The 21,410-nt window shown below is 68.5% G+C and carries 23 protein-coding genes; 15 read left to right on the top strand and 8 right to left on the bottom strand.

Features of this window, described 5'->3' with window-relative positions:
* Position 1: 1 nt before the first annotated feature.
* Together EV192_RS46960 and EV192_RS46955 are read left to right on the top strand one after the other, a co-directional pair.
* Positions 2-610 carry a vWA domain-containing protein gene (locus EV192_RS46960; protein ID WP_132125265.1) on the top strand — a complete coding sequence of 203 codons (609 nt, stop codon included), beginning with the start codon at positions 2-4 and terminating at the stop codon, positions 608-610.
* Positions 611-629: 19 nt separating this feature from the next.
* Positions 630-1,301: a hypothetical protein gene (locus EV192_RS46955; protein WP_132125264.1), complete on the top strand. Its 672-nt coding sequence runs from the start codon at positions 630-632 to the stop codon at positions 1,299-1,301.
* A gap of 3 nt (positions 1,302-1,304) precedes the next feature.
* On the opposite strand, the gene mptB is transcribed toward EV192_RS46955, so the two are convergent.
* Positions 1,305-2,900 (bottom strand): polyprenol phosphomannose-dependent alpha 1,6 mannosyltransferase MptB, encoded by a 1,596-nt coding sequence (gene mptB, locus EV192_RS46950; protein WP_424923443.1) that lies wholly within the window; start codon positions 2,898-2,900, stop codon positions 1,305-1,307.
* 154 nt (positions 2,901-3,054) lie between these two features.
* On the opposite strand from mptB, the gene EV192_RS46945 reads away from it, so the two are divergent.
* The 11 genes from EV192_RS46945 to EV192_RS46895 all read left to right on the top strand — a co-directional run bounded on the left by EV192_RS46945 (position 3,055) and on the right by EV192_RS46895 (position 11,540).
* On the top strand, positions 3,055-3,765 hold the full coding sequence (locus tag EV192_RS46945) for a helix-turn-helix transcriptional regulator (protein WP_243727521.1): 711 nt from the start codon (positions 3,055-3,057) through the stop codon (positions 3,763-3,765).
* On the top strand, positions 3,762-5,216 hold the full coding sequence (gene sufB, locus EV192_RS46940) for a Fe-S cluster assembly protein SufB (RefSeq protein WP_132125262.1): 1,455 nt from the start codon (positions 3,762-3,764) through the stop codon (positions 5,214-5,216). Before EV192_RS46945 ends, sufB begins: the two co-directional genes overlap by 4 nt.
* A gap of 1 nt (position 5,217) precedes the next feature.
* Positions 5,218-6,402 (top strand): Fe-S cluster assembly protein SufD, encoded by a 1,185-nt coding sequence (gene sufD, locus EV192_RS46935; RefSeq protein WP_132125261.1) that lies wholly within the window; start codon positions 5,218-5,220, stop codon positions 6,400-6,402.
* Positions 6,403-6,436: 34 nt separating this feature from the next.
* Positions 6,437-6,751, top strand: a complete 315-nt coding sequence (locus EV192_RS46930) for a non-heme iron oxygenase ferredoxin subunit (protein WP_132125260.1) — start codon at positions 6,437-6,439, stop codon at positions 6,749-6,751.
* Between the two features lie 15 nt (positions 6,752-6,766).
* Complete coding sequence (gene sufC / locus EV192_RS46925; RefSeq protein ID WP_132125259.1) at positions 6,767-7,540, top strand: Fe-S cluster assembly ATPase SufC; 774 nt, start codon at positions 6,767-6,769, stop codon at positions 7,538-7,540.
* On the top strand, positions 7,537-8,817 hold the full coding sequence (locus EV192_RS46920) for a cysteine desulfurase (RefSeq protein ID WP_132125258.1): 1,281 nt from the start codon (positions 7,537-7,539) through the stop codon (positions 8,815-8,817). Before sufC ends, EV192_RS46920 begins: the two co-directional genes overlap by 4 nt.
* A gap of 7 nt (positions 8,818-8,824) precedes the next feature.
* On the top strand, positions 8,825-9,262 hold the full coding sequence (gene sufU, locus EV192_RS46915) for a Fe-S cluster assembly sulfur transfer protein SufU (protein ID WP_132125257.1): 438 nt from the start codon (positions 8,825-8,827) through the stop codon (positions 9,260-9,262).
* A gap of 5 nt (positions 9,263-9,267) precedes the next feature.
* Complete coding sequence (locus EV192_RS46910) at positions 9,268-9,843, top strand: Uma2 family endonuclease (RefSeq protein ID WP_243727534.1); 576 nt, start codon at positions 9,268-9,270, stop codon at positions 9,841-9,843.
* A 41-nt stretch (positions 9,844-9,884) separates the two neighbouring features.
* The gene (locus tag EV192_RS46905) at positions 9,885-10,235 is read left to right on the top strand and encodes a metal-sulfur cluster assembly factor (protein WP_132125361.1); all 351 of its coding nucleotides are present in this window, start codon (positions 9,885-9,887) and stop codon (positions 10,233-10,235) included.
* Entirely contained in the window at positions 10,232-10,735 is a 504-nt protein-coding gene (gene mug / locus EV192_RS46900; RefSeq protein WP_243727520.1) for a G/U mismatch-specific DNA glycosylase, read from the top strand. Before EV192_RS46905 ends, mug begins: the two co-directional genes overlap by 4 nt.
* 91 nt (positions 10,736-10,826) lie before the next feature.
* Positions 10,827-11,540 carry a collagen-like protein gene (locus EV192_RS46895; RefSeq protein ID WP_132125255.1) on the top strand — a complete coding sequence of 238 codons (714 nt, stop codon included), beginning with the start codon at positions 10,827-10,829 and terminating at the stop codon, positions 11,538-11,540.
* Here EV192_RS46895 and EV192_RS46890 read toward each other — a convergent pair.
* Positions 11,503-13,635, bottom strand: coding sequence for a thiamine pyrophosphate-dependent enzyme (locus tag EV192_RS46890; RefSeq protein WP_243727519.1), 2,133 nt, complete (start codon positions 13,633-13,635; stop codon positions 11,503-11,505). The genes EV192_RS46895 and EV192_RS46890 overlap by 38 nt on opposite strands.
* 186 nt (positions 13,636-13,821) lie before the next feature.
* On the opposite strand from EV192_RS46890, the gene EV192_RS57030 reads away from it, so the two are divergent.
* On the top strand, positions 13,822-13,944 hold the full coding sequence (locus tag EV192_RS57030) for a hypothetical protein (protein ID WP_279495728.1): 123 nt from the start codon (positions 13,822-13,824) through the stop codon (positions 13,942-13,944).
* A gap of 131 nt (positions 13,945-14,075) precedes the next feature.
* Here EV192_RS57030 and EV192_RS46885 read toward each other — a convergent pair whose 3' ends face one another.
* Genes EV192_RS46885 through EV192_RS46870 form a run of 4 tightly spaced genes read right to left on the bottom strand, consistent with a single transcriptional unit; the run spans position 14,076 to position 18,945 of the window.
* Positions 14,076-15,593, bottom strand: a complete 1,518-nt coding sequence (locus tag EV192_RS46885) for an FAD-dependent monooxygenase (protein WP_132125253.1) — start codon at positions 15,591-15,593, stop codon at positions 14,076-14,078.
* Positions 15,590-16,552, bottom strand: coding sequence for an MBL fold metallo-hydrolase (locus tag EV192_RS46880; protein WP_132125252.1), 963 nt, complete (start codon positions 16,550-16,552; stop codon positions 15,590-15,592). Before EV192_RS46880 ends, EV192_RS46885 begins: the two co-directional genes overlap by 4 nt.
* 9 nt (positions 16,553-16,561) lie before the next feature.
* Complete coding sequence (locus EV192_RS46875; protein WP_132125251.1) at positions 16,562-17,725, bottom strand: NAD(P)/FAD-dependent oxidoreductase; 1,164 nt, start codon at positions 17,723-17,725, stop codon at positions 16,562-16,564.
* Positions 17,725-18,945, bottom strand: a complete 1,221-nt coding sequence (locus tag EV192_RS46870) for a cytochrome P450 (RefSeq protein ID WP_243727518.1) — start codon at positions 18,943-18,945, stop codon at positions 17,725-17,727. Before EV192_RS46870 ends, EV192_RS46875 begins: the two co-directional genes overlap by 1 nt.
* 146 nt (positions 18,946-19,091) lie before the next feature.
* On the opposite strand from EV192_RS46870, the gene EV192_RS57025 reads away from it, so the two are divergent.
* A complete protein-coding gene (locus EV192_RS57025; RefSeq protein ID WP_165960962.1) occupies positions 19,092-19,700 on the top strand; it encodes a TetR/AcrR family transcriptional regulator in 609 nt (202 codons plus the stop codon).
* 51 nt (positions 19,701-19,751) lie between these two features.
* Here EV192_RS57025 and EV192_RS46860 read toward each other — a convergent pair whose 3' ends face one another.
* Together EV192_RS46860 and EV192_RS46855 are read right to left on the bottom strand one after the other, a co-directional pair.
* Positions 19,752-20,267: a YflT domain-containing protein gene (locus tag EV192_RS46860; RefSeq protein WP_132125249.1), complete on the bottom strand. Its 516-nt coding sequence runs from the start codon at positions 20,265-20,267 to the stop codon at positions 19,752-19,754.
* A gap of 103 nt (positions 20,268-20,370) precedes the next feature.
* Positions 20,371-21,384: a serine hydrolase gene (locus tag EV192_RS46855; RefSeq protein WP_132125248.1), complete on the bottom strand. Its 1,014-nt coding sequence runs from the start codon at positions 21,382-21,384 to the stop codon at positions 20,371-20,373.
* Between the last annotated feature and the right edge of the window lie 26 nt (positions 21,385-21,410).

Raw genomic sequence — 21,410 nt, 5'->3', positions numbered from 1 at the left:
GATGCCGCCCGCGGTGGACGTCGTGCTGTGCGTCGACGTCACGCTGAGCATGGGCCCGTTGCTGACGACCGTGAAGCACAGCGCGTTGTCCGTCCCCCTCCGGCTCACCGAGGAGATCGACAGCCCGCGGCTGAAGGTCATCGGCTTCCGCGACTTCGGCGACGAGGCCGACGACGCCATCGTGGTGAGCCCGTTCTTCGACGTCCCGGCCGAACTGGACTGTTTCGAGAAGACGGTGGCGGAACTGGAGGCGGCCGGCGGCGGCGACGAGGCCGAGTCCGGCCTGGAGGCGCTGGCCGTGGCCATGCTTGCCGACCGGCCGGCCGGCCGGGACCGCCGCCGGCAGGTGATCGTCCTGTTCACCGACGCGCCCGCGCACCCGCTCGGCGACCTGCGGCAGCGCAGCGCGCACACCTACCCGCCGGAAATCCCGACATCGCTGGACGCCCTGCGCGTCCGGTGGTGCCGGCGGTCGGCGGACCGACTGTTGATCTTCGCACCGGAGACGTATCCGTGGACCGAGATAGCCCAGTGGAACCACACCGCGTTCTTCCCCTCCAACGCCGGCGAAGGGCTCGACATCGTCGCGACCATCGCCGCCAGCCTGTGACGGTGTCGCGGGAGGTGCGATGACCGCCGTGTGGTGGTGCGGTTCCTGTCGCACCGACAATCCCGCGGACACGACGCGATGTCAGTCCTGCGACACCGCCGCCCCAGGGACGGCACTGCAACTCGTCGCGCCCGCCCAGATCACCCTCACTCCCACGGTCCCGGTCCGCCGGCCGACCCCGCCGCCGGCTACCCCGCCGCCGGCTACCCCGCCGCCGGTTCGACGCCCGGCCACCCCACCGCCGGCTCGTTCGCGGCGGCCCAGGCTCAACGTCGTCCCGCTGGTCAAAGCAGGCGGTTTCGGGCTCGGCGCGCTCGCGGTCGTCCTGCTGGTCGGCCATGCCCTGCGGCAGATGGGCACGACCGACCCGGGACCGTCCGCGCCCGCGTGCCCGACGGCCGCGGCCCGATGGCTGCCCGGCGGGACCGGCACCCTGGTGGCCGGCTACGTCACGGACAAGCACGTGATCACCGTGTGCCAGGACGGCTCTGGCCGGCTTTACTACGACGGCCAGCAGAAGGGCTCCCCGGCCACCGCGGACACGCACATCTCGATCCCCGCCGAGGCCACCTCCACCGGGTTCGTCGCCACGAACAAGCAGTACAAGTACACGATCACCGGCTCGGAGGTGGTCGTCAGCGTCAAGGGAAAACCGGCGCAGCACTGGCTGTTGACCCGGACCGGCCCGTAACCGTCACACCTCGGCGCGGGCCTCGCGGGTCAGGAACGGGATCTTCCGGTTCATCCACGCCAACATGGCCAGCAGAACGACGATCGCCGCGACGTACGCCAGCACGGCGATGTAGATCCGACCGCCGAACGTGCCGCCGGTGGGCGGCAGCAGGACCGCCGCGAAGGTGCAGCCGAACGTGGCCAGCACCCGGAACCGTTTCGTGCCGGCCAGTGACGCGGCCAGCGGGATGGTCGGAAAGAGGAGGTACCACGGCTGCATCGCGGGATGCAGGATCAGCCACGCCGCCAGCGACGCGCCCAGCCCGGTCATCACGCTGCGCCGGCCTCGCAGGCAGTCCCACACCAGCCACACCGTGATCACGGCCGCGGCGGCGTACCCCATCATGACCACGACGTCGTACGCGGCGGTCGTGTGGTTGCCGAGCCCCAGCAGGACGCCGAGCGACCCGGCGAGCTGGCCCGCCTCGGATATCGGCGACATCCAGCTGCGGACCAGGCCGGGTGTGCTCAACGCCGGGATCCAGCCGAAGCCGAGTCCGGTGCCGAAGCAGGCGGCGGCCATTGTCACCCCGGCCGTCGCCAGGAAGATTGCGCCGACGCCCAGCAGGCGCCGGATGCCGCCGCCCCAGCGTCTGGCCACCTGGACCCCGACGAACGCGGCGGCGACCAGGGCCGGCAGTTTGACCGCGGCGCCGAGGGTGATGATCGCGACGCCGAGCAGGACGAACGTCCATTCCTTGCGCAGCGACGCCAGCGGGGGCGCCCCGGGTTTGGGCAGGTAGCGCAGGGAGATCTCGAACCCGGCCAGCATCAGCCCGATCGCCAGGCTCTCGTTGTGCACCCCGGCGACCAGGTGGAACAGCACGAGCGGGTTGGCCGCCCCGAACCACAGCGCGGTCACCGGCTGGACGCCGAACCGCCGGGCGAGCCGGGGGAGCGCCCACACGAACAGCATGATCCCGGCCACCGCCAGCAGCCGTTGCGTGAGCACGCCGGTGACCACGTGGTTGCCGGTCAACGAGTTCAGCAGGTGCCCGAGGTACAGGAACAGCGGTCCGTACGGCGCCGGCGTGTCCCGCCACATGTTGGACACGCCCCGGGTGAGCGGGTCGTCCTGCCCCAGCGCCTGCCCTGGGCCGAGCTGGTACGGGTCCAGCCCGTGCGAGACGATCGAACTCTGCGCCAGGTAGCTGTACACGTCCTTGCTGAACAGGGGCGGCACGAACATCAACGGCACCGCCCACATCAGCAGCGTCCGGTTGAGCTGCGCCCGGCTGATCAGCCGTGGCCGCCCCGGTCGGGCGAACCGCCCGAGCAGCAGCCAGCCGGCGATGAGCATGCCCATGCCGAGCAGCGCGATCGCCAGCGCCACCCCGGGGATCCGGGCGAACAGCCCGATCACCGGCACGCTCGGCAACGGGTTGTAGACCGGCGCCGCGCCGGCCCCCAACGACCCGAACCCGACGAGCAGCGACCCCATGATGCCGAACCGGCGGATCAGCCCGAGCTGCCGGCACTCCTTGGCGTCCAGCGGCGTCACGGCGGGCGGCACCGTGGTGACGTCCACGGCCACCCCTCCCGACACGGGTTCGCTCACCACCACGCCGGAAGACTATCGGGTGGCGTGTCGCCTGTTCCGGGACATCGTGTCGCCCGTTGCCGGACCGTGAGGTACCCCCGTTCGGGGGTGGCCTGGGTCACTGTGGGGGCTCGTTGACGCGGGGCCCGGGTAATTAGGTAACATCAATGTTGTGAAAAACACCGGACCTGCTCAGCAGCCGGCCGACGGGCCCACCAGGCTCGCCGTGGCCCGGTTGCTGCTCGAGCAGGGGCCGGTGAGCGCGGTGTCGGTCGCCGAACAGCTCGAACTGAGTGTGCCCGCGGTCCGTAGGCACCTGGACGCGCTGGTCGCCGACAACCAGGCATGCACCCGGGACGCCCCGCACCGCAAGGCGCGGGGACGCGGCCGGCCGGCCAAGCTCTTCCTGCTCACCGAGGCGGGCCGGGCTCGGTTCGGGCACGCGTACGACGACCTCGCGGTGGCCGCGATCCGGTTCCTCGCCGAGAGCGGCGGGGAGGAGGCCGTCCAGGCCTTCGCGCGACGCCGGGTGGCCACCATGGTCGACCCGCACCGCAGCGCGCTGACCTCGGCGAAGACCCCGCAGGAGCGGGCCGAGGCCCTTGCCGCCGCGCTGACCCGTGAGGGTTACGCTGCGTCGACCCGAAAGGTCGGCGCGGGGGAGCAGCTCTGCCAGCACCACTGTCCAGTGGCGCATGTCGCGGCCGAGTTCCCCCAGCTGTGCGAGGTCGAGACGGCGGCGTTCGCCGAAGTCCTCGGCACCCACGTACAGCGGTTGGCGACCATCGCACGCGGTGACGCCGCGTGCACGACGCACATACCGGTGGAGCCTTATTCCACCTCCTCAGGCCCACCGAACCCGGATGGAGGGAATCCCGCATGACTGCCGCTGCCGAGCAGCGCACACCCACCACAGTGCAGGAACCGCTGACCCAGGAAGAGACCCTGGCGACCCTAGGCCGTTACGAGTACGGCTGGGCGGACAGCGATGTGGCCGGGTCAAGCGCTCGCCGTGGCCTGAACGAGGACGTCGTTCGGGACATCTCCGCCAAGAAGGGCGAGCCCGAGTGGATGCTCGAGAGCCGTCTGAAGGGCCTGTCGCTGTTCCAGCGCAAGCCCATGCCCAACTGGGGCGCGGACCTGTCCGGCATCAACTTCGACACGATCAAGTACTTCGTGCGCTCGACCGAGAAGCAGGCCCAGAGCTGGGAGGACCTGCCCGAGGACATCAAGAACACGTACGACAAGCTCGGCATCCCCGAGGCGGAGAAGCAGCGCCTCGTCGCCGGGGTCGCCGCGCAGTACGAGTCCGAGGTCGTCTACCACCAGATCCGCGAGGACCTGGAGGAGAAGGGCGTCATCTTCCAGGACACCGACACGGCGCTCAAGGAGCACCCGGAGCTGTTCAAGGAGTACTACGGCTCGGTCATCCCGCACGGTGACAACAAGTTCTCGGCGCTGAACGGCGCTGTCTGGTCCGGCGGCTCGTTCATCTACGTGCCGAAGGGTGTCCGCGTCGACATCCCGCTGCAGGCCTACTTCCGGATCAACACCGAGAACATGGGCCAGTTCGAGCGGACGCTGATCATCGTCGACGAGGACGCGTACGTGCACTACGTCGAAGGCTGCACGGCGCCGATCTACTCGTCCGACTCGCTGCACTCCGCGGTGGTCGAGATCATCGTGAAGAAGGGCGGCCGCTGCCGCTACACGACCATCCAGAACTGGTCGAACAACGTCTACAACCTGGTCACCAAGCGCGCCAAGGCGGAAGCGGGCGCGACCATGGAGTGGATCGACGGCAACATCGGCTCCAAGGTCACCATGAAGTACCCGTCGGTGTTCCTGATGGGCGAGCACGCCAAGGGCGAGGTCCTGTCGATCGCGTTCGCGGGCGAGGGCCAGCACCAGGACGCCGGCGCGAAGATGGTGCACATGGCGCCGCACACGTCGTCGACCATCGTGTCCAAGTCGGTCGCCCGCGGCGGCGGCCGGACGTCGTACCGCGGCCTGGTCCAGGTCAACAAGCGCGCGCACCACTCGAAGTCCACGGTGAAGTGCGACGCGCTGCTGGTCGACCAGATCTCCCGGTCGGACACGTACCCGTACGTGGACATCCGCGAGGACGACGTCCAAATGGGACACGAGGCCACGGTCTCGAAGGTCAGCGAGGACCAGCTGTTCTACCTGATGTCCCGCGGTCTCACCGAGGACGAGGCGATGGCCATGGTGGTCCGTGGCTTCGTCGAGCCGATCGCGCGTGAGCTGCCCATGGAGTACGCGCTCGAACTGAACCGCCTGATCGAGTTGCAGATGGAAGGGGCCGTCGGCTGACATGGCGGAGCTAGTCAAGGAGCACTCACACGGTAGCTTCGGCGGAGCCGAAAAAACGCGGAGTGCCGTGGTCCCGGCTGCCTCCAGGGCCGCCCAGTTCGCATCGTTCGATGTGGACGCCTTCGAGGTGCCCGGCGGCCGCGAGGAGATCTGGCGCTTCACCCCGCTGAAGCGGCTGCGCAACCTGCACAGCGGAGCGGTCGCCGACGGCGTCGCCTCGGTGTCGGTCGCCGCCGCCGATGAGGTCGTCGTGGAGACCGTGGCCCGTGGTGACTCACGGCTCGGCACCGCCGGCACACCGGACGACCGGATCGCCGCCCAGGCCTGGTCGTCCTTTGTGGACGCCACAGTGGTGACGATCCCAATGGAAGCCCGTCCGGAGACCATCTTCATCACGGTCACCGGTCCGGGCGAGGGCAAGACCGCGTACGGGCACCTGCAGGTGCGGGTCGAGCAGTTCGCCGAGGCTGTCGTGGTCGTCGACCACCGCGGTTCGGGCACGTACGCGGACAACGTGGAGTTCATCGTCGGCGACGGCGCCCGGCTCAACGTCGTGTCCGTTCAGGACTGGGCGGACGACGCGGTGCACGTGTCGTCGCACCACAACAAGCTCGGCCGGGACGCGACCCTGCGGCACACCACGATCACGCTCGGCGGCGACGTCGTGCGCCTGTCGCCGACCGTGACGTACACCGAGCGCGGCGGCGACGCCGAGCTGCTCGGCCTGTACTTCGCGGACGCCGGCCAGCACTTCGAGAACCGGACGTTCGTGGACCACGCGGTGCCCCACTGCAAGTCCAATGTGGTCTACAAGGGCGCGCTGCAGGGCGAGGGCGCGCACACGGTGTGGATCGGTGACGTGCTCATCCGCGCCGCCGCCGAGGGCACGCAGACCTTCGAGCTGAACCGCAACCTGGTGCTGACCGACGGCGCCCGCGCCGACTCGGTGCCGAACCTGGAGATCGAGACCGGCGAGATCGCCGGCGCCGGCCACGCCAGCGCCACCGGCCGGTTCGACGACGAGCAGCTGTTCTACCTGCAGGCCAGGGGCATCCCCGAGGAGCAGGCCCGCCGGCTGGTGGTCCGTGGCTTCTTCCACGAGATCCTGCTCAAGATCGGCGTCCCCGAGCTGCGCGAGCGGCTCGAAGCGGCGATCGAGGCCGAGTTGGAAGCGGTCGGCACGTGATCCGTCCCGACGTGCTCTTCCCCGCGGAGGGACAGTGATCAGAGCTTGTGCACTGTCCGAACTGGACGACAAGAAGCCTCTTGCCGTCGAGGTCGGCGACGTCGCCATCGTGCTGGTGCGCGATGGCGACGAGGTGCACGCCCTGCGTGACGAGTGCTCGCACGCTTCGCTGTCGTTGTCCGAGGGCGAGGTGACCCGCAAGGGCATCGAGTGCTGGCTGCACGGGTCGTGCTTCGACCTGCGCACCGGGCAGCCGTCCTCCCCGCCCGCCACCGAACCCGTGGACGTCTACCCGGTCCGCGTCGACGGCGACGAAGTGTTCGTCGACCCCACCACCACCCTGAACTAAAGGAAAGCACGAAGCATGGCCACCCTGGAGATCAAGGACCTGCACGTCTCGGTCGTCGCCGACGAGGTCGAGAAGGAGATCCTGTCCGGCGTCAACCTGACCATCAAGGCCGGCGAGACGCACGCGATCATGGGCCCCAACGGATCCGGCAAGTCGACCCTGTCGTACGCCGTCGCCGGGCACCCCAAGTACACCGTCACCTCCGGCGAGGTCCTGCTGGACGGCGAGAACGTGCTGGACATGACCGTCGATGAACGCGCCCGAGCGGGCCTTTTCCTGGCGATGCAGTACCCGGTGGAGGTGCCGGGCGTGTCCATGTCGAACTTCCTGCGCACCGCGGCCACCGCCGTGCGCGGTGAGGCCCCGAAGCTGCGCACGTGGGTCAAGGAGGTCAAGGGGGCCATGTCCGACCTGGACATCGACCCGGCCTTCGCCGAGCGCAGCGTGAACGAGGGCTTCTCCGGCGGCGAGAAGAAACGGCACGAGATCCTGCAGCTGGCGCTGCTCAACCCGAAGATCGCGATCCTGGACGAGACCGACTCGGGGCTCGACGTGGACGCGCTGCGGGTGGTGTCCGAAGGGGTGAACCGCTTCCGCGCCTCCGGCGAGGTCGGCGTCATGCTGATCACCCACTACACCCGGATCCTCAAGCACATCAAGCCGGACTACGTGCACGTGTTCGCCGGCGGCCGGATCGTCGAGTCGGGTGGCCCGGAGCTGGCCGACGTCCTCGAAGCCGACGGTTACGTGCGCTACACCGGCAACCGCGAGGAAGCTGCCGCGAAGTGACATCCAACAGCGCGACCGATACCCTGGACGTCTCCGCGATCCGCAAGGATTTCCCGATCCTGGAGCGGACCGTGCGCGACGGGAAGACGCTGCACTACATCGACTCGGGCGCGACATCGCAGCGGCCGCGTCAGGTGTTGGACGCCGAGCGCGAGTTCATCGAGACGTCCAACGCCGCTGTGCACCGTGGCGCCCACCAGCTGGCCGAGGAGGCCACGGACGCCTACGAGGGCGCCCGCGAGAAGATCGCCCGGTTCGTGGGCGCGGACGCCGGCGAGCTCGTGTTCACCAAGAACGCCACAGAGGGCATCAACCTGGTGGCGTACGCGATGAGCAACGCGTCGGTCTCCGGCCCGGAGGCGCAGCGGTTCCTGCTCGGCCCGGGTGACGAGATCGTCATCACCGAGATGGAGCACCACGCCAACCTCGTGCCGTGGCAGCAGCTCGCGCTGCGCACCGGCGCGACGCTGAAGTGGTTCGGCATCACCGACGACGGCCGCCTCGACCTGTCCGATGTGGACACTGTGGTGACCGAGCGCACCAAGATCGTGGCGTTCACCCACCAGTCGAACGTGACCGGCACGATCAACCCGGTCGCCCCGCTCGTCGCTCGGGCACAGCAGGTCGGCGCGTTGACCGTGCTGGACGCGTGCCAGTCCGTGCCGCACTTCGACGTCGACTTCCACCGCCTCGGTGTGGACTTCGCGGCGTTCAGCGGCCACAAGATGCTGGGCCCGTCGGGGATCGGCGTGCTGTACGGGCGGCGGTCGCTGCTTGAGGCGATGCCGCCGTTCCTGACCGGCGGCTCCATGATCGAGATGGTCCACATGGCCAGGTCCACGTTCGCGCCGCCGCCGGCCCGGTTCGAGGCCGGGGTGCCGATGACCTCCCAGGCGGTGGGCCTGGGCGCGGCCGTCGACTACCTGTCCGCGGTCGGCATGGACCGGATCGTCGCGCACGAACACGCGTTGACCGAAGTCGCACTGCGCGGCCTTCAGGAGATCGACGGGGTCCGGATCATCGGCCCCACGGACATGACGGACCGCGGCGGGATCGTGGCGTTCGTGATCGACGGCGTGCATCCCCACGATGCCGGCCAGGTCCTGGACAGCCAAGGCGTCGAGGTCCGCGTTGGCCACCACTGCGCGTGGCCGCTGCACCGGCGGCTGGGAATTCCCGGGACCGTCCGCGCGTCGTTCTACGTGTACAACGACCTGGACGACGTCGAAGCACTGCTGGACGGCGTGCGGGAGACCAAACGGTTCTTCGGAGTGTGAGCTGACTGTGCAAATGGACCAGCTGTACCAGGAGATCATCCTGGACCACTACAAGAACCCGCACGGCCGCGGCCTGCGCGACCCGTACGACGCCGAGTCGTTCCAGGTCAACCCCACCTGCGGCGACGAGGTGACCCTCCGGGTCAAGCTGGACGGCGAGCAGGTCGTCGACGTCTCCTACGAAGGCCAGGGCTGCTCGATCAGCCAGGCTTCCACCTCCGTGCTGACCGACCTGGTGGTCGGCCACAGCGTCGGCGAGGCGTTCAAGACCCTGGCCGCGTTCACCGAGCTGATGCAGGGCCGCGGCCAGGTGGAGCCGAACGAGGACGTGCTGGAGGACGCGGTGGCTTTCGCCGGGGTCGCCAAGTATCCGGCGCGCGTGAAGTGTGCTCTCCTGGGCTGGATGGCGTTCAAGGACGCGGTATCGCGGGCGGAGGCGGCGTGACCCGAATGGGTTGGCCGTACGACCTGATGACGTTGGCCGAGTTCGAGGAACTGCCGGAGGACACCACCCGGCAGTACGAACTCCAGGATGGCGTTCTGGTCACCAGCCCACTCCCGGGACCTTTGCACCAGAAGGCGCGATTCCGCGTCACCAACGCGCTGTCCTCGCAGCTCCCATCGGTGTGGCGGGTCGTTCACGGCGTCGAGACCGTCACGCGGCCGGACTTTCCGGCGTGCGTTCGAGTGCCGGATGTCGTTGTCGTCCCCGATCATGTTTTCGATGAGCGTCTGGCCAGGTTCAGCGCCACGCAGGTGCTGATGGTCGTCGAGATCGTGTCGGCCGGCTCGCGGACGACGGACACGGTGGTGAAGCCGGTCGAGTATGCCGAGGCGGGGGTTCCGTACTACTGGACTGTCCATCTTGCGGAGCCGATGTCGGTGACCGCCTACCGGTTGGGTGACAATGGGCAGTACGAGAAGGATCCGCCCGCGACCGGCGTCTTCGCTGTCCCGGACCCCTTCCCGCTGAGCCTTGACCTGACCGAGCTGATGAGCCCCCGGAAGAGGAGGGTGGACCAGTGACCGATACCAACGAGACCGAAGTCGTGCGAGGTGCTGCCGGGATGCCAGAGGTTCCTGTTTCCGCCGACGTCGCCGCGATCGACGACGTCGAGGAGGCCATGCGGGACGTGGTCGACCCCGAACTGGGCATCAACGTGGTCGACCTCGGCCTGGTGTACGACATCAAGGTCGAGACCGACAACACCGCCACCATCGACATGACGTTGACGTCGGCGGCGTGCCCCCTGACGGACGTGATCGAGGACCAGACCCGGGCCGCGCTGACCGGTGGACCGGGCGGCGGCCTGGTGACCGACTTCCGGATCAACTGGGTCTGGATGCCGCCCTGGGGGCCGGAGAAGATCACCGAGGACGGCCGCGAGCAGTTGCGCGCGCTGGGCTTCACGGTTTGACCGTTCCCGACATCGTGGCCCCGGGCCTGTCCGTGCTGTTCTGCGGAATCAACCCGGGGCTGATGTCCGCCCGCCTCGGCCAACACTTCGCCCGCCCCGGCAACCGGTTCTGGCCGACCCTGCACCTCTCCGGCTTCACCCCGAGGCTGATGCGACCGGCCGAACAACTCTCCCTGGTGGACTACGGACTGGGGATCACCAACATGGTGGCCCGCCCCTCCGCCCGCGCCGACGAACTGACCCGCCAGGAATTCGTCCAGGGGGCCGAAATCCTGACCACCCTGGTGGACAAGTACACCCCGCAAACGGTTGCCATCCTGGGTGTCACCGCCTACCGCACCGGCTTCGCCCGTCCAAAAGCGACAGTGGGCCCACAACCGGAAACGCTTGGCACAGCGAAGTTATGGGTGCTCCCCAACCCCAGCGGCTTGAACGCGCACTACCAACTGCCAGACCTGGCCGCGGAGTTCCGCCGCCTGTGTGAGTCACTGTGTCGTTAGTGGCCACGTCCCCAGCGGTCCGAAACACGCTACCCGGTCAAACGCCCTAAAGTGCGCGATCTGGGCAGAAGGGCGGCGTGATGATCGTGGAATGAAAACCACAACTCGGCGCGTGCGCAATGCGACCGTCGTTCTGGCCGGCATTCTGGGGCTGTCCGGTTTCGCGAGCGTCGCCTCCGCGTCCATCCCCGATGCGGCCGGTAAGATCAATGGCTGTTACTCCAATGGCCGGCATACTCTGCGCGTTGTCGACACCGCCGCCAGTGACCCGGACGACCGACACTGTTTTGACACCGAAACCGCCCTCTCGTGGAACCAAACGGGTCCGCAGGGACAGCAGGGTGTGCCAGGCCCGCAAGGTATCAAGGGCGACAAAGGAAACGTCGGGGCGGATGGACCCGTTGGGCCCCAAGGCCCACCTGGACCCTCGGGGCTGTCCTCGGCGAAGTCCTACGACTACGGGACTTCCGTCGTGATCGATGACGTGCAGGACAAGGTCGTCCAGACCTTCGGTCTCGGCACTCCCGCGCACTCGTACGCGTTGACTGTGCGGTTCATCGTCAGTGGCCAGAACACCAAGGACAACCTGGCCGGTGCCTGTTTCCTGAGATCTCCACAAGGCGACGTCGATGGCGCCAACTTCAACATCAGGGATGGGCAGTTCAACGCCGAGATCATGACCCTGATCGGTACCGTGTCCAATGTGACGACGGTCAGTCTTACGTGTTCCAGGTTCCCCAATACCACCGACTTTCTCGTGACTGACCTCAAAGTCCTGGCGATACCGGTGGATTATGCCTCGTGACATGGTCTGAAGAGCCGACGACCGCGTGGGCGGCCTTCTCGATGGTGTCCTCGTCGAGCAGGACGTGATTCGCCGCCGCGCCCAGCGGGATGAAGCTGTCCTCGCTGGTCACGCGGCGAACCACGCCGGAGTAGTCGCTGTCGACCAACGCCGTGACGACCGCCTCGGACACGCCACCGGTGCGTCGGGTCTCGTCGACCACCAGGACGCGGTCGGTCGCGTGCTTCAGCAGGTCGTCCACGGGTAGGGGCGCGAGCCAGCGCAGATCTAGCACTCGAGCGGAAATCCCATGGGCCTCCAGTCGGCGCGCGACCCGGAGGCTCATGGGTACGCCGTTCGCGAACGACACCAATGTCAGGTCCGTGCCTGTGCCGTAGACGCGCGCACGGCCGATCGGTGCCGACACGGGTTCGGTGGCGAGCCATTCGTTGTCGCCGGGGGAGTGGAGGTCGCGGGTGTGGTACAGCGCTATCGGTTCGAGGAAGACGCAGACCTGGCCGTTCTGGCGGGCTGCGGCGGCGCAGGTGTGCAGCATGGCGGCTGCGTCGTCGCCGCGGGCGGGGGAGGCGATGACGAGGCCGGGGATGTCGCGGAGGGCCGCGATCGAGTTGTCGTTGTGGAAGTGGCCGCCGAAGCCTTTCTGGTAGGCGTAGCCGGCGATTCGCACGATCATCGGGTTGCGGTACTGGTCGTTGGAGAAGAAGCGCATTGTCGACGCTTCGCCGCGGAGTTGGTCGGCCGCGTTGTGCACGTAGGCCAGGTACTGGATCTCCGCGACCGGCAGGAAACCGCACATCGACGTGCCCAGTGCCATGCCGAGGATCGACTGCTCGTCCAATATCGTGTCGAACACCCTGGTCGGGCCGAACTTTTTCCGCAGGCCGCGGGTCACGCCGTAGACCCCGCCCTTGCCGGCGACGTCCTCGCCGAACACCAGGACACCAGAGTCGTCGGTGAGCAACGACGACAGCGCCTGGTTCACACTCTGGGCCAGCGTTCCGCTCACTGAGACAACCGGTGCTTCCACAGTGGACGTCCTCAGTGGACGCATGACGTCGGTCGCGCTGGAAAGTTTCGGACGGGACACGGCTTCCGCGGCGGCGGCGTCGACTTCGGCGCGCTTGGCCTCGTAGCGTTCCAGAATTTGGGACGGCGTGAGCACACTTTGGGAGACGAGCAGGGCTGCGGTCGCCAGCACCGGGTCGAGCGCGTAGTCGGCGGTGATCTCGGCCGGCGTCCGGTAGCCGCTCTCCACGTCCGAACCCGCGTGGCCCATCAACCGGACCGTCCGCAAGTGCAGAAACGCCGGGGCGCGATTGGCGCGCACCCAGGCCGCGGCCTCGGCCGACACGTCCATGACCGACACCGGGTCGGCGCCGTCCGCGAAGAAGTACGGCAACTGCGTCGAATAGACGGAAGATATCCAGTCCGGTGGGGTTCGGACACTGATCCCTATGCCGTTGTCCTCGCAGACGAACAGCAACGGCAGGGGCAGCCGTTGGTGCGCACAATGACGTGCGGCATTGATCGCGCCGACCGCGGTGGAATGATTCGCCGAGGCGTCGCCGAATCCGCATATCACGATCGCGTCGGACGGCCATGGGGAATCGATGGCGAGCCGGGCCGCGCGGGCGATCCCGAATGCCAGGCCGAGCGCCCGCGGCAGGTGCGAGGCGATTGTGGACGTCAACGGGATGATCGACAGGGCCTTGTGGCCGAACACCTTGTGCCGGCCGCCGGCGATCGGCTCGTCCTGGGCCGCGGTGACCCCGAGCAGCACGTCCAGCAACGGCGTGTGGCCGGGCACCTGGCGGGCCCGCTGGAGGTAGAACGCGCCCGAGCGGTAGTGCAGCAACGCCGGATCAGACGGGCGCAACACAGCCGCAAGACCGGCGTTGCTCTCGTGCCCCGACGATCCGATGCTGTAGAACCCCTGGCCGGCCGCGCCCAGCCGGCGGGCGGCCAGGTCGAGGTGCCGGCTGCCCAGTTGCGAGTCGAAGACGTCCAGCAGGACCGGGGGCAGGTCGCGATCACCACGACCGGGCGACATGGCGCGGACGGCGGCGGTGAAGTGCGCGTCGATCGGATCGGTCACCGGCCCGAGCATGCTCGCCCGTCCGTCATGAGCGCAAACCCCCGGTTTGTCAAGAGGGAATTGTGTCAAGACCTAGGGGGGTACTCGTAGGTGGTCGTGAAATCTGTGTCACAACGTGGAATAGGGGTTGAGAAGAGTTTCCCACTTCGCTTCCATGAATTAGTCAGGTAGGCGATGGGAGTGGTCATGACGACGATCGAGAGGCTGTCGACCGAAGGCGAGCCGGAGGAGCGCTACGACTTCGAGCTGGCGGCGCGGCTGGACGACGACGACTTCTTCGAGCCCACGATCGTGCGCGGCCGGGAGTAAGGCGTGTCCCGTGGACCACGATCGCGATAGCCGGGCCGAGGCGGCCCCTGGCGCCACCGCGGAAACACCCGAATACGCCCGGTATGAGGCCGTTCCCGCGGCGCCGCCAGGAACCACCTCGATCCCGACTCTCATCGACCGTGGTCCACGGGACACGCCTTACCGCAAGCTCGGCGCAACGCGGCGGTGATATCACCGTCCGCGGGCAGCACGGCGGCGATGTGCGCGTCCGGACGAACGATCCAGGTCTCGCCTGGTTTCGCGGCCAGCGCGGTCGCGAGCGCACTGGGGAACGTCAGGGGGAGCGTCCGGACGGGCCCGGCGAACTCGGGCGCCACCCGCGGGTGGCCGCTTGTGAGCAGCAGGAACCCGTCCCGGGCGAGGGTCCGCAGCCGCCCGGCGGGGGTCGGCGCGTCCGGCACCAGCGTCCCAGGTGCTGGGACGGGCAGCCCACCACGTGGCGGGCGGGTCGGTAGGGGCCGACCGGGGTCCGGGGTGGTCAGCGGCGACGTGCCGTACCAGAACGGTTCGGCGAACCGCCCGGAGTCCACATCGGACGTTCGGCGGCCGTCGAGCACCGAACTTCGCAGCTCCCGCTGCTCGTCGTCCTGGGGAACGAGGAAGCGCATGGTCGCGCTGGTGACCTCCAGGTTCTCGACCGCGGCGGCGTGCCGCTCGTCGTTGTAGGTCTCCAACAAGTCCTCGCTTGCCCAGCCGTTGAGCACGAACGCGATCTTCCACGCCGCGTTCTCCGCGTCGGCCACCCCGGAGTTCAGGCCGCGAGCGCCAAAGGGCGCGTACTGGTGGGCGGTGTCCCCGGCGAGCAGCACCCGGCCGACGCGCAGCCGGCTGGCCACGCGGGACGAGAACCGGTACACCGACTTCCACACGATCCGGTACGGCCGGTCGCCCACGACCGCCCGGATCCGGCCGGCCAGCCGGCCGTCGGCCTCCTCGGCGGCCAGGTCGTAGTCGCCGGGCACCTGCCAGTCGATCCGGAACGTCGAGTCCGGGCAGGGGTGGATCAGCACCTGCCGGCCCGGGTTCCAGGCCGGGTCGAAGTAGAACCGGCGCTCCCGCGTCCAGTCGGGTATTTCGGACACGATGTCGCAGATCAGGAACCGGTCGTCGAAGGTCTCGCCGTCGAACGTCACCCCGAGCGCCTCGCGGAACCCGTCGGACCGGCCACCGGAGCACGCCACCACATAGTCACCCTGGAAGGTGCCCTGCTCGCAGGTGACGACGCCGTCCTCGGTGATGCCGGTGACGTGGTGCCCCCACCGGACATCGATCAGCGGCTCCGCCGCGACGCACTCGTCCAGGATCTCCTCGGTCCTGGCCTGCGAGATGTTCACGAACGGCGGGAAGGTCGCCGTGCTGGAGTCGGGCAACGTCACCGAGAACAGTTCGTCGTCCCGGTAGAAGGTACGGCTGGTCCGCCAGGTCACGCCCTCATCCGAGATCCGCCGCCCGGCGCCGACCGCGGCCCAGATGTCGAGCACGTCCCGTTGCTGGCAGATCGCCTTGGACCCGACCGTTTCCCGATACGGGCGGCGGTCGAGTACGAGCACCGGGACACCCCACCGGGCCAGTAACAGCGCGCAGGTCTGGCCGACCGGCCCGTTGCCGACCACGATCACCCGACTCATTGTTGCAGCTGCTCCCACACTTCCCGGTCGCGTTCGGCGGTCCAGATCACCGGACGCTCCACACCGGACAGTTCGTCCCACAGCCGGGACACGTCGAACGGCAGGCAGTGCTCGAAGATCGGCCACTTCCCGTACCGGTCGACCAGGGCGGCGTGGGTGGCGTCGAACGCCTCCTTCAGCGTGCCGCCGCGCTCCCGCACGGCTCCGACCTCGCGCAGCATCACCTGGAGGAAGTGCTTGGTCTGGCCGATCGCGGCGGCCACCTCGTCCGCGCCGCGCGCGATCACCCCCCGGCCGCCGACCAGGGTCTCCGCGCCCAACCCGGCCAGGTTGTCCAATGTGGACGTCGACCAGTCGCGGTGGAAGGCGTCCCCGGTGTACAGCGCGGCCTGCGACTCCACCAGGTCGCCCGCGAACAGGATCTTCTGTTTCGGCAGCCACGCCACGATGTCGCCCTCGGTGTGCCCCCGGCCGAGGTACCGCAGGTTCACCTCGCCGCGGTCACCACCGAGCGGGATGGTCACCTGGTCGCTGAACGTCAACGTCGGCCACGTCAACCCCGGAATCGACTCGGGTTGCTTGAACAGCCGCGGCATCCGGCCGTACTCCGACTCCCAGTCCTGTTTGCCCCGCTCGGCGATGAGCGCCCGCGTGTTGTCGTGCGCGACGATGACGTCCGCGTCGAACGCGCTGGCGCCCAGCACCCGTACCGCGTGGTAGTGCGACAACACCAGGTACCGCACGGGTTTCCCGGTGTGGGTGCGGAGGATGCCGAGCCACTCCTCGGCCGCGACCGGGGTGGCCAGGGCTTCGAAGCAGATCAGGAAGTCTTCGGCCTCGATGGCCCCGATGTTGGGGTCCCCTTCGGCGGTCAGCGCGTACACGCCGTCCGCGAGGATCTCCAGTGCCCGCTGCTTGTCGGTCAGGTCCGCGGAGGACGCGAACGGCTTCGTCGCCATACCGCCACCCTAGGCTTTGATCAGTGACTCGGCCAACGCCTTGCGTTCCCTGGTGAGCTCGCGGGGCATGTTCCAGCCCAACGCGCCGATCACCTTGCCGCCGCGCCGGTACTGGGCGATGAACTTGCCCGTCGCCGGGTCGCCTTGCGTGACGGTCATCGCCGCGTCGGCGGCGAGCAGGCCGAACGCGGCGATCTTGGTGTCGTACTGGTCGGTCCAGAAGTACGGCACCGGGACGAACGGCTGGTTCGCGCCGAGCAGGTTGCGGGCCGCGGCCATGCCCTGCTCGGCGGCGTTCGTGCGGTGCTCGACGCGCATCCGCTCGCCGAATCCCCGGTGGTCCCAGCTGGCGACGTCACCGGCCGCGTAGACCCCGGGCGCCGCCTGGCATTCCGCGTCGCAGACCACCCCGTTCGCCACCGTGACACCGCTGTCGGCCAGCCATTCGGTGGCCGGTGTCGCGCCGATCGCCACCAGCACCACCTCGGCGTCGAGCACTGAACCGTCGTCCAGTTCGACGCCGGTGACGTGGTCCGTGCCGACGAGCCGGGCGACCCCGACACCGGTACGCACGTCGACTCCCTTGCTGCGGTGCAGATCCGCGACCAGCGCCCCGATCTCGGGCCCGAACTGGCGGACCATGGGCTGGGGCAACGGATCCACGATCGTCACGGCCAACCCGAGCTGCCGGGCGGACGCCGCCGCCTCACAGCCGAGGAAGCCGGCGCCGATCACCACGATCCCCTTGGCCGAAGCCAAAGCCGTCCGCAGGGCCACGACGTGGTCGAGCGTCCGCAGCACGTGCACACCGGCGAGCTCATGCCCGGCGGGCAACCGTCGGGGCCGCACACCGGTCGCGATGATCAGGCCGTCGTAGCCGAGCCGGTACCCGTCGGCCAGGTCGATCACCCGGCCGGACGTGTCCAACGCGGTCGCCGTGGCACCGAGCCGCAGCCCGATGCCGGCGTTCGTGTAGTCGTCGTCCTTGCGCAACGCGACCCGCTCGGGCTCCCACGCGCCGGCCAGCACCTGCTTGGACAGCGGCGGCCGGTCGTACGGCAGGTGCAGCTCGTCGCCCACCAACGTGATCTCGGCCGTGCACCCCTCGCGCCGGAGGGTTTCGGCCGCCGTCAGCCCGGCCGCGGCGGCCCCCACGATGACAATCTTGTCCACTACTCGCTCTCCCAGGTCACGGGCAGTTTCTTCACACCGTAGACCAGAGTCCGGTGGTTGAACACGAGATCATCTTCGTCGACCGCGAGCCGCAGGGTCGGGATCCGGGTGAACAGCCGGACGAACACCTCCTGCAGTTCGACCCGGGCCAGCTGCTGACCGAGACACTGGTGGATGCCGAACCCGAACGCCAGGTGCCGGTTGGTCGGGCGCTCCAGGTCGATCTCGTCCGGGTCGCTGAAGAACCGGTCGTCCCGGTTGCCTGAGGCGATGGACGCCACCACCCAGTCGCCGGCCTTGATCTTCGTATCGCCCAGTTCGATGTCCTCGGTGGCGTGCCGCAACAGGCCGTACTGCGCGATCGACAGGTACCGCAGCATCTCTTCCACCGCGCTCGGCGCGATGTCCGGATTGGCGCGCAGCTTGGCCAGCTGCTCCGGGTTGCTCAACAGGGCGACGGTGCTGAGCGCGATCTGGTTGGCTGTGGTCTCGTGCCCGGCGACCAGCAGGCTGCTCGCGAGTTCCACCAGGATCTCGGCGGACAACGGATCGCCGTTCTCCCGGCCGCGCACGATCATGCGGCTGATCAGGTCATTGCCGGGGCTCGCCTCTTTGGCACGAAACAGCGGGAACAGGTATTCGGCGAGCTGCATGAACGCGTCGTCCTGGGTTTGCTGGTCGCTGTCGAGGGCCGTCAGGATCGCGGTCAACCTGTGGAACGTGTCCCTGTCCTCGTACGGCACGCCGAGCAGTTCGCAGATGACCAGCGACGGGATCGCCAGCGCGAAGTGCTCGTACAGGTCGACCGGGGCCGGGCCGGCGAGCAGCCTGTCGATGTGCTCGTCGATGGCGTTTTGGATGTACGGGCGCATTTGCTCGACTCGACGGACGGTGAACTCCGCGATCAGCGCGCGGCGTAGCCGACCGTGTTCCTCGCCGTCGAGCTGGACGATGTTACCCGGGGTGACGGGCATATCCCAGTCCGCGCCGGGCATGATGTGTGCGGCGGGCATGGCGCGTGAGCTGAATCGTGGGTCGCGGAGCATGGCGCGGACGTCCTCGTAGCGCGTGACCACCCACGCGTCGAAGCCCACGGGACAGGCAGCCGGTGCGATCGGGTCGTTGTCGCGGCGTTGGGCGTACTCGGCGGGCGGGTCGAACGGGCAGTTTGGCGTCCGTTCGACGGGGAACGCGGGGAGATCGGCAGTCATGTCAGTCATCTGGGCAACCCCTCGGGAAAGTGGCAGTGAGTGCCATAATGCCAAGACTGCCATCAGGCAGGGACTGCCGCAAGGTTCGCGGTGGTGCCGGCCATCGGTACCGCTGTTACTCTTTGCGCGCGTCGGGCCTGGTAGGAGGGGTGACTTTGGGGCTTCGCGAAATCAAGATGGAGCGCACCAGGCAGCTGATCGCCGACAAGGCATTCGAGTTGTTCACCGAACAGGGCTTCGACAACACCACGATCGAACAGATCGCCGCCGCCGCCGAAGTCGGGCCACGCACCCTCTACCGGTACTTTCCGACCAAAGAGGCACTGATCGTGACGTTCGTCGAGGCGTACCTGTTCACGGCCCTGGACCAACTGCGCGCACAACCCGATGACACGCCACTGCCCGAGGCGCTGTACGCGTTGGTGGACAACATCGTCGCGGCCACTGCCGCGAACAGCGACCGGATGCTTGCCGTCCACGAACTCGCCGAGCGAACCGCTTCGGTCCGGGCGCAGTTGACCGACCTGTGGTGGACATGGCGTGCCGAGGTGGCCGCCGAGGTCGCGCGCCGGCATCGGGGCCGGTCGGCGGACATGGCCGGCGGCATGGCAGCCGCGGTCGTCATGCTGGTGATCGACCTCGGTGTGGAGGTATGGGCCCAGAGCGGCGGACGTACCAACCTGCGGCGGGTGGTGAACCGGTGTCTGGAGATGCTGCGCTCCGGCGAGGTCCCCATCGCTTCGCCCACAAGCTCGTCAGCATGACAGCCCGAGGCCCCGGACTCGGGTGAGTCCGGGGCTGGGTCGGTTGCTTTGTCAGGCCGTGACTGGGGTGGCCGGCATGCCGATGGCCAGTTTGGCCAGCAGGCTGCGGGCTCCTTCGGCTTCGGCCGGCAGGCAGAGCACGTCGTACCGGCGGGCCACTATCTGGCTGTGCGACACGAAGTCACGCTGGCCTCGGGTGGCTCCGTAGTTGATGGCCGCGAAGCCCATGCCGAAGATCACGCCGATCGCCAGGCCGAGCAGGATCGGGCCGAAGGCTGGTCCGATCGTGAACATGCTCAGCAGCAGGCCGACGAACAGGCCGAGCCATGCGCCGCTCGCGGCACCTGTGCCGAGCACGCGGCCCCAGCTGAGGCGGCCGGCGACCCGCTCGACCAGCAGCGGTTCCACGCCGACGATGGTCACGTCGTGTACCGGGAACTTGCTGTCGGCCAGGTAGTCGACCGCTCGCTGGGCTTCCGCGTAGGTGTCGTAAGAGGCGACCGGCCACCCGTTCGGCATCGTCGGCAGTGTGGGGATCGCTTTGTTGGGTCGGAATGCCGTGGTCATCGTTCTCACCTCTGGGGTGTCAGGTCCTTACACCCCTTCCAACCTCGGTCGCGGGCGAAATGTGCCCGTTGCCGGATAGTCACAGCGAGCTATCAGGTGCTTCTCAGCCTCCGTTGGACGGCTGGTAGGCCTGGGCCGACAGGGTGCGGGCGTCCTGAGCACCGGCGATCCGGTCCACCGCGCGCAGGAAAGCCGGGCCCATCTCGGAACGGGCCTGCACAGCCGGGTGCGTGGCGCCGAAGTCGTCGGGAGCACCCTGGCCGTTGGCGAACAGCGAGTACGTGAGCACGGGCTTGCCGGCCTTGTCGAACATGACACCGGCCTCGTTGCGGCCGTCGTGCAGCCAGCCGGCCTTGGTGGCCACCCGGGCCCGGTCGTTGGACGACATCACGCGCCGGATGCCGTCCGTGAACGCCACCTGGGACCGCAGGATGTTCAGCAGGAAGTCCGACGAGGCCGCGCTCAGCAGCGTGCCCTTCACCAGGGCCTGCAGCAGGTCGTGGGTCTCGCGGGGCGTCGTCTTGCCGAGGAAGAACCGGTTCGGGTTGGCCACCGGCACCACCTGGGTCTTCGGGAAGCCCTTCGCCACCAGGATCTCGTTCAGTTCCTTCGCCGGGCAGACCAGGCCGGACAGCCGCACCGCCGTGTCGTCGGACACGGTCAGCAGCAGCGCGAGCGCGTGCCCGACGGTGAACTCGCTCGGGTAGGCGCGGTCCAGCTTGATGATCCCGTCGCCGTCCGGGATCACGATCGACGCGGGCACGTCCACCTGCTGGGTCAGGGTGATCAGGCCGCGGTCGACCTTGTCCAGGACCGCGGTGGCCACCGCGATCTTGTTCACGCTGTACGCCTCGACCAGGTCGTCCGACCCGAGGTCGACGGCCGCGACCGGGGTGCCGTCCGGGTCCGCGACGCTGATGTAGCTGTTCCATGTGCCGCCCGCGCAGTCCGCCGCGCGCTGGTAGACGCGCTGGACCCGCCGCCGCGCCCGGTCCGCTGTGGCCGGGCTGATCTCCTCCGCGTCGTCGTCCGCCAGCGCGGGAGTGGCGAGCACGGCACTGGCGGCGACGGCGGTCCCTAACCCGAACGCCGCACGCCTGGTGAGTTTCTGGATCATGGCGCAGATCCAATCACGCTCACGCT

Source organism: Actinocrispum wychmicini (assembly GCF_004345645.1).
In the GTDB taxonomy this organism is placed as follows: domain Bacteria; phylum Actinomycetota; class Actinomycetes; order Mycobacteriales; family Pseudonocardiaceae; genus Kibdelosporangium; species Kibdelosporangium wychmicini.
Note: the sequence above shows the minus strand (reverse complement) of the source record. Positions and strands in the feature narration are given on the sequence as shown.

What these genes read in the sequence shown, in the direction of transcription:
- EV192_RS46860 (WP_132125249.1), bottom strand. Translation starts at nt 20,267, where the DNA reads ATGACCACGGCATTCCGACCCAACAAAGCGATCCCCACACTGCCGACG.
- EV192_RS57030 (WP_279495728.1), top strand. Translation starts at nt 13,822, where the DNA reads ATGACGACGATCGAGAGGCTGTCGACCGAAGGCGAGCCGGAGGAGCGC.
- EV192_RS46905 (WP_132125361.1), top strand. Translation starts at nt 9,885, where the DNA reads ATGCCAGAGGTTCCTGTTTCCGCCGACGTCGCCGCGATCGACGACGTC.
- EV192_RS46885 (WP_132125253.1), bottom strand. Translation starts at nt 15,593, where the DNA reads ATGAGTCGGGTGATCGTGGTCGGCAACGGGCCGGTCGGCCAGACCTGC.
- EV192_RS46960 (WP_132125265.1), top strand. Translation starts at nt 2, where the DNA reads ATGCCGCCCGCGGTGGACGTCGTGCTGTGCGTCGACGTCACGCTGAGC.
- EV192_RS46895 (WP_132125255.1), top strand. Translation starts at nt 10,827, where the DNA reads ATGAAAACCACAACTCGGCGCGTGCGCAATGCGACCGTCGTTCTGGCC.
- EV192_RS46870 (WP_243727518.1), bottom strand. Translation starts at nt 18,945, where the DNA reads ATGACTGACATGACTGCCGATCTCCCCGCGTTCCCCGTCGAACGGACG.
- sufB (WP_132125262.1), top strand. Translation starts at nt 3,762, where the DNA reads ATGACTGCCGCTGCCGAGCAGCGCACACCCACCACAGTGCAGGAACCG.
- EV192_RS46855 (WP_132125248.1), bottom strand. Translation starts at nt 21,384, where the DNA reads ATGATCCAGAAACTCACCAGGCGTGCGGCGTTCGGGTTAGGGACCGCC.
- sufD (WP_132125261.1), top strand. Translation starts at nt 5,218, where the DNA reads ATGGCGGAGCTAGTCAAGGAGCACTCACACGGTAGCTTCGGCGGAGCC.
- EV192_RS46880 (WP_132125252.1), bottom strand. Translation starts at nt 16,552, where the DNA reads ATGGCGACGAAGCCGTTCGCGTCCTCCGCGGACCTGACCGACAAGCAG.
- EV192_RS46910 (WP_243727534.1), top strand. Translation starts at nt 9,268, where the DNA reads ATGGGTTGGCCGTACGACCTGATGACGTTGGCCGAGTTCGAGGAACTG.
- EV192_RS46955 (WP_132125264.1), top strand. Translation starts at nt 630, where the DNA reads ATGACCGCCGTGTGGTGGTGCGGTTCCTGTCGCACCGACAATCCCGCG.
- sufC (WP_132125259.1), top strand. Translation starts at nt 6,767, where the DNA reads ATGGCCACCCTGGAGATCAAGGACCTGCACGTCTCGGTCGTCGCCGAC.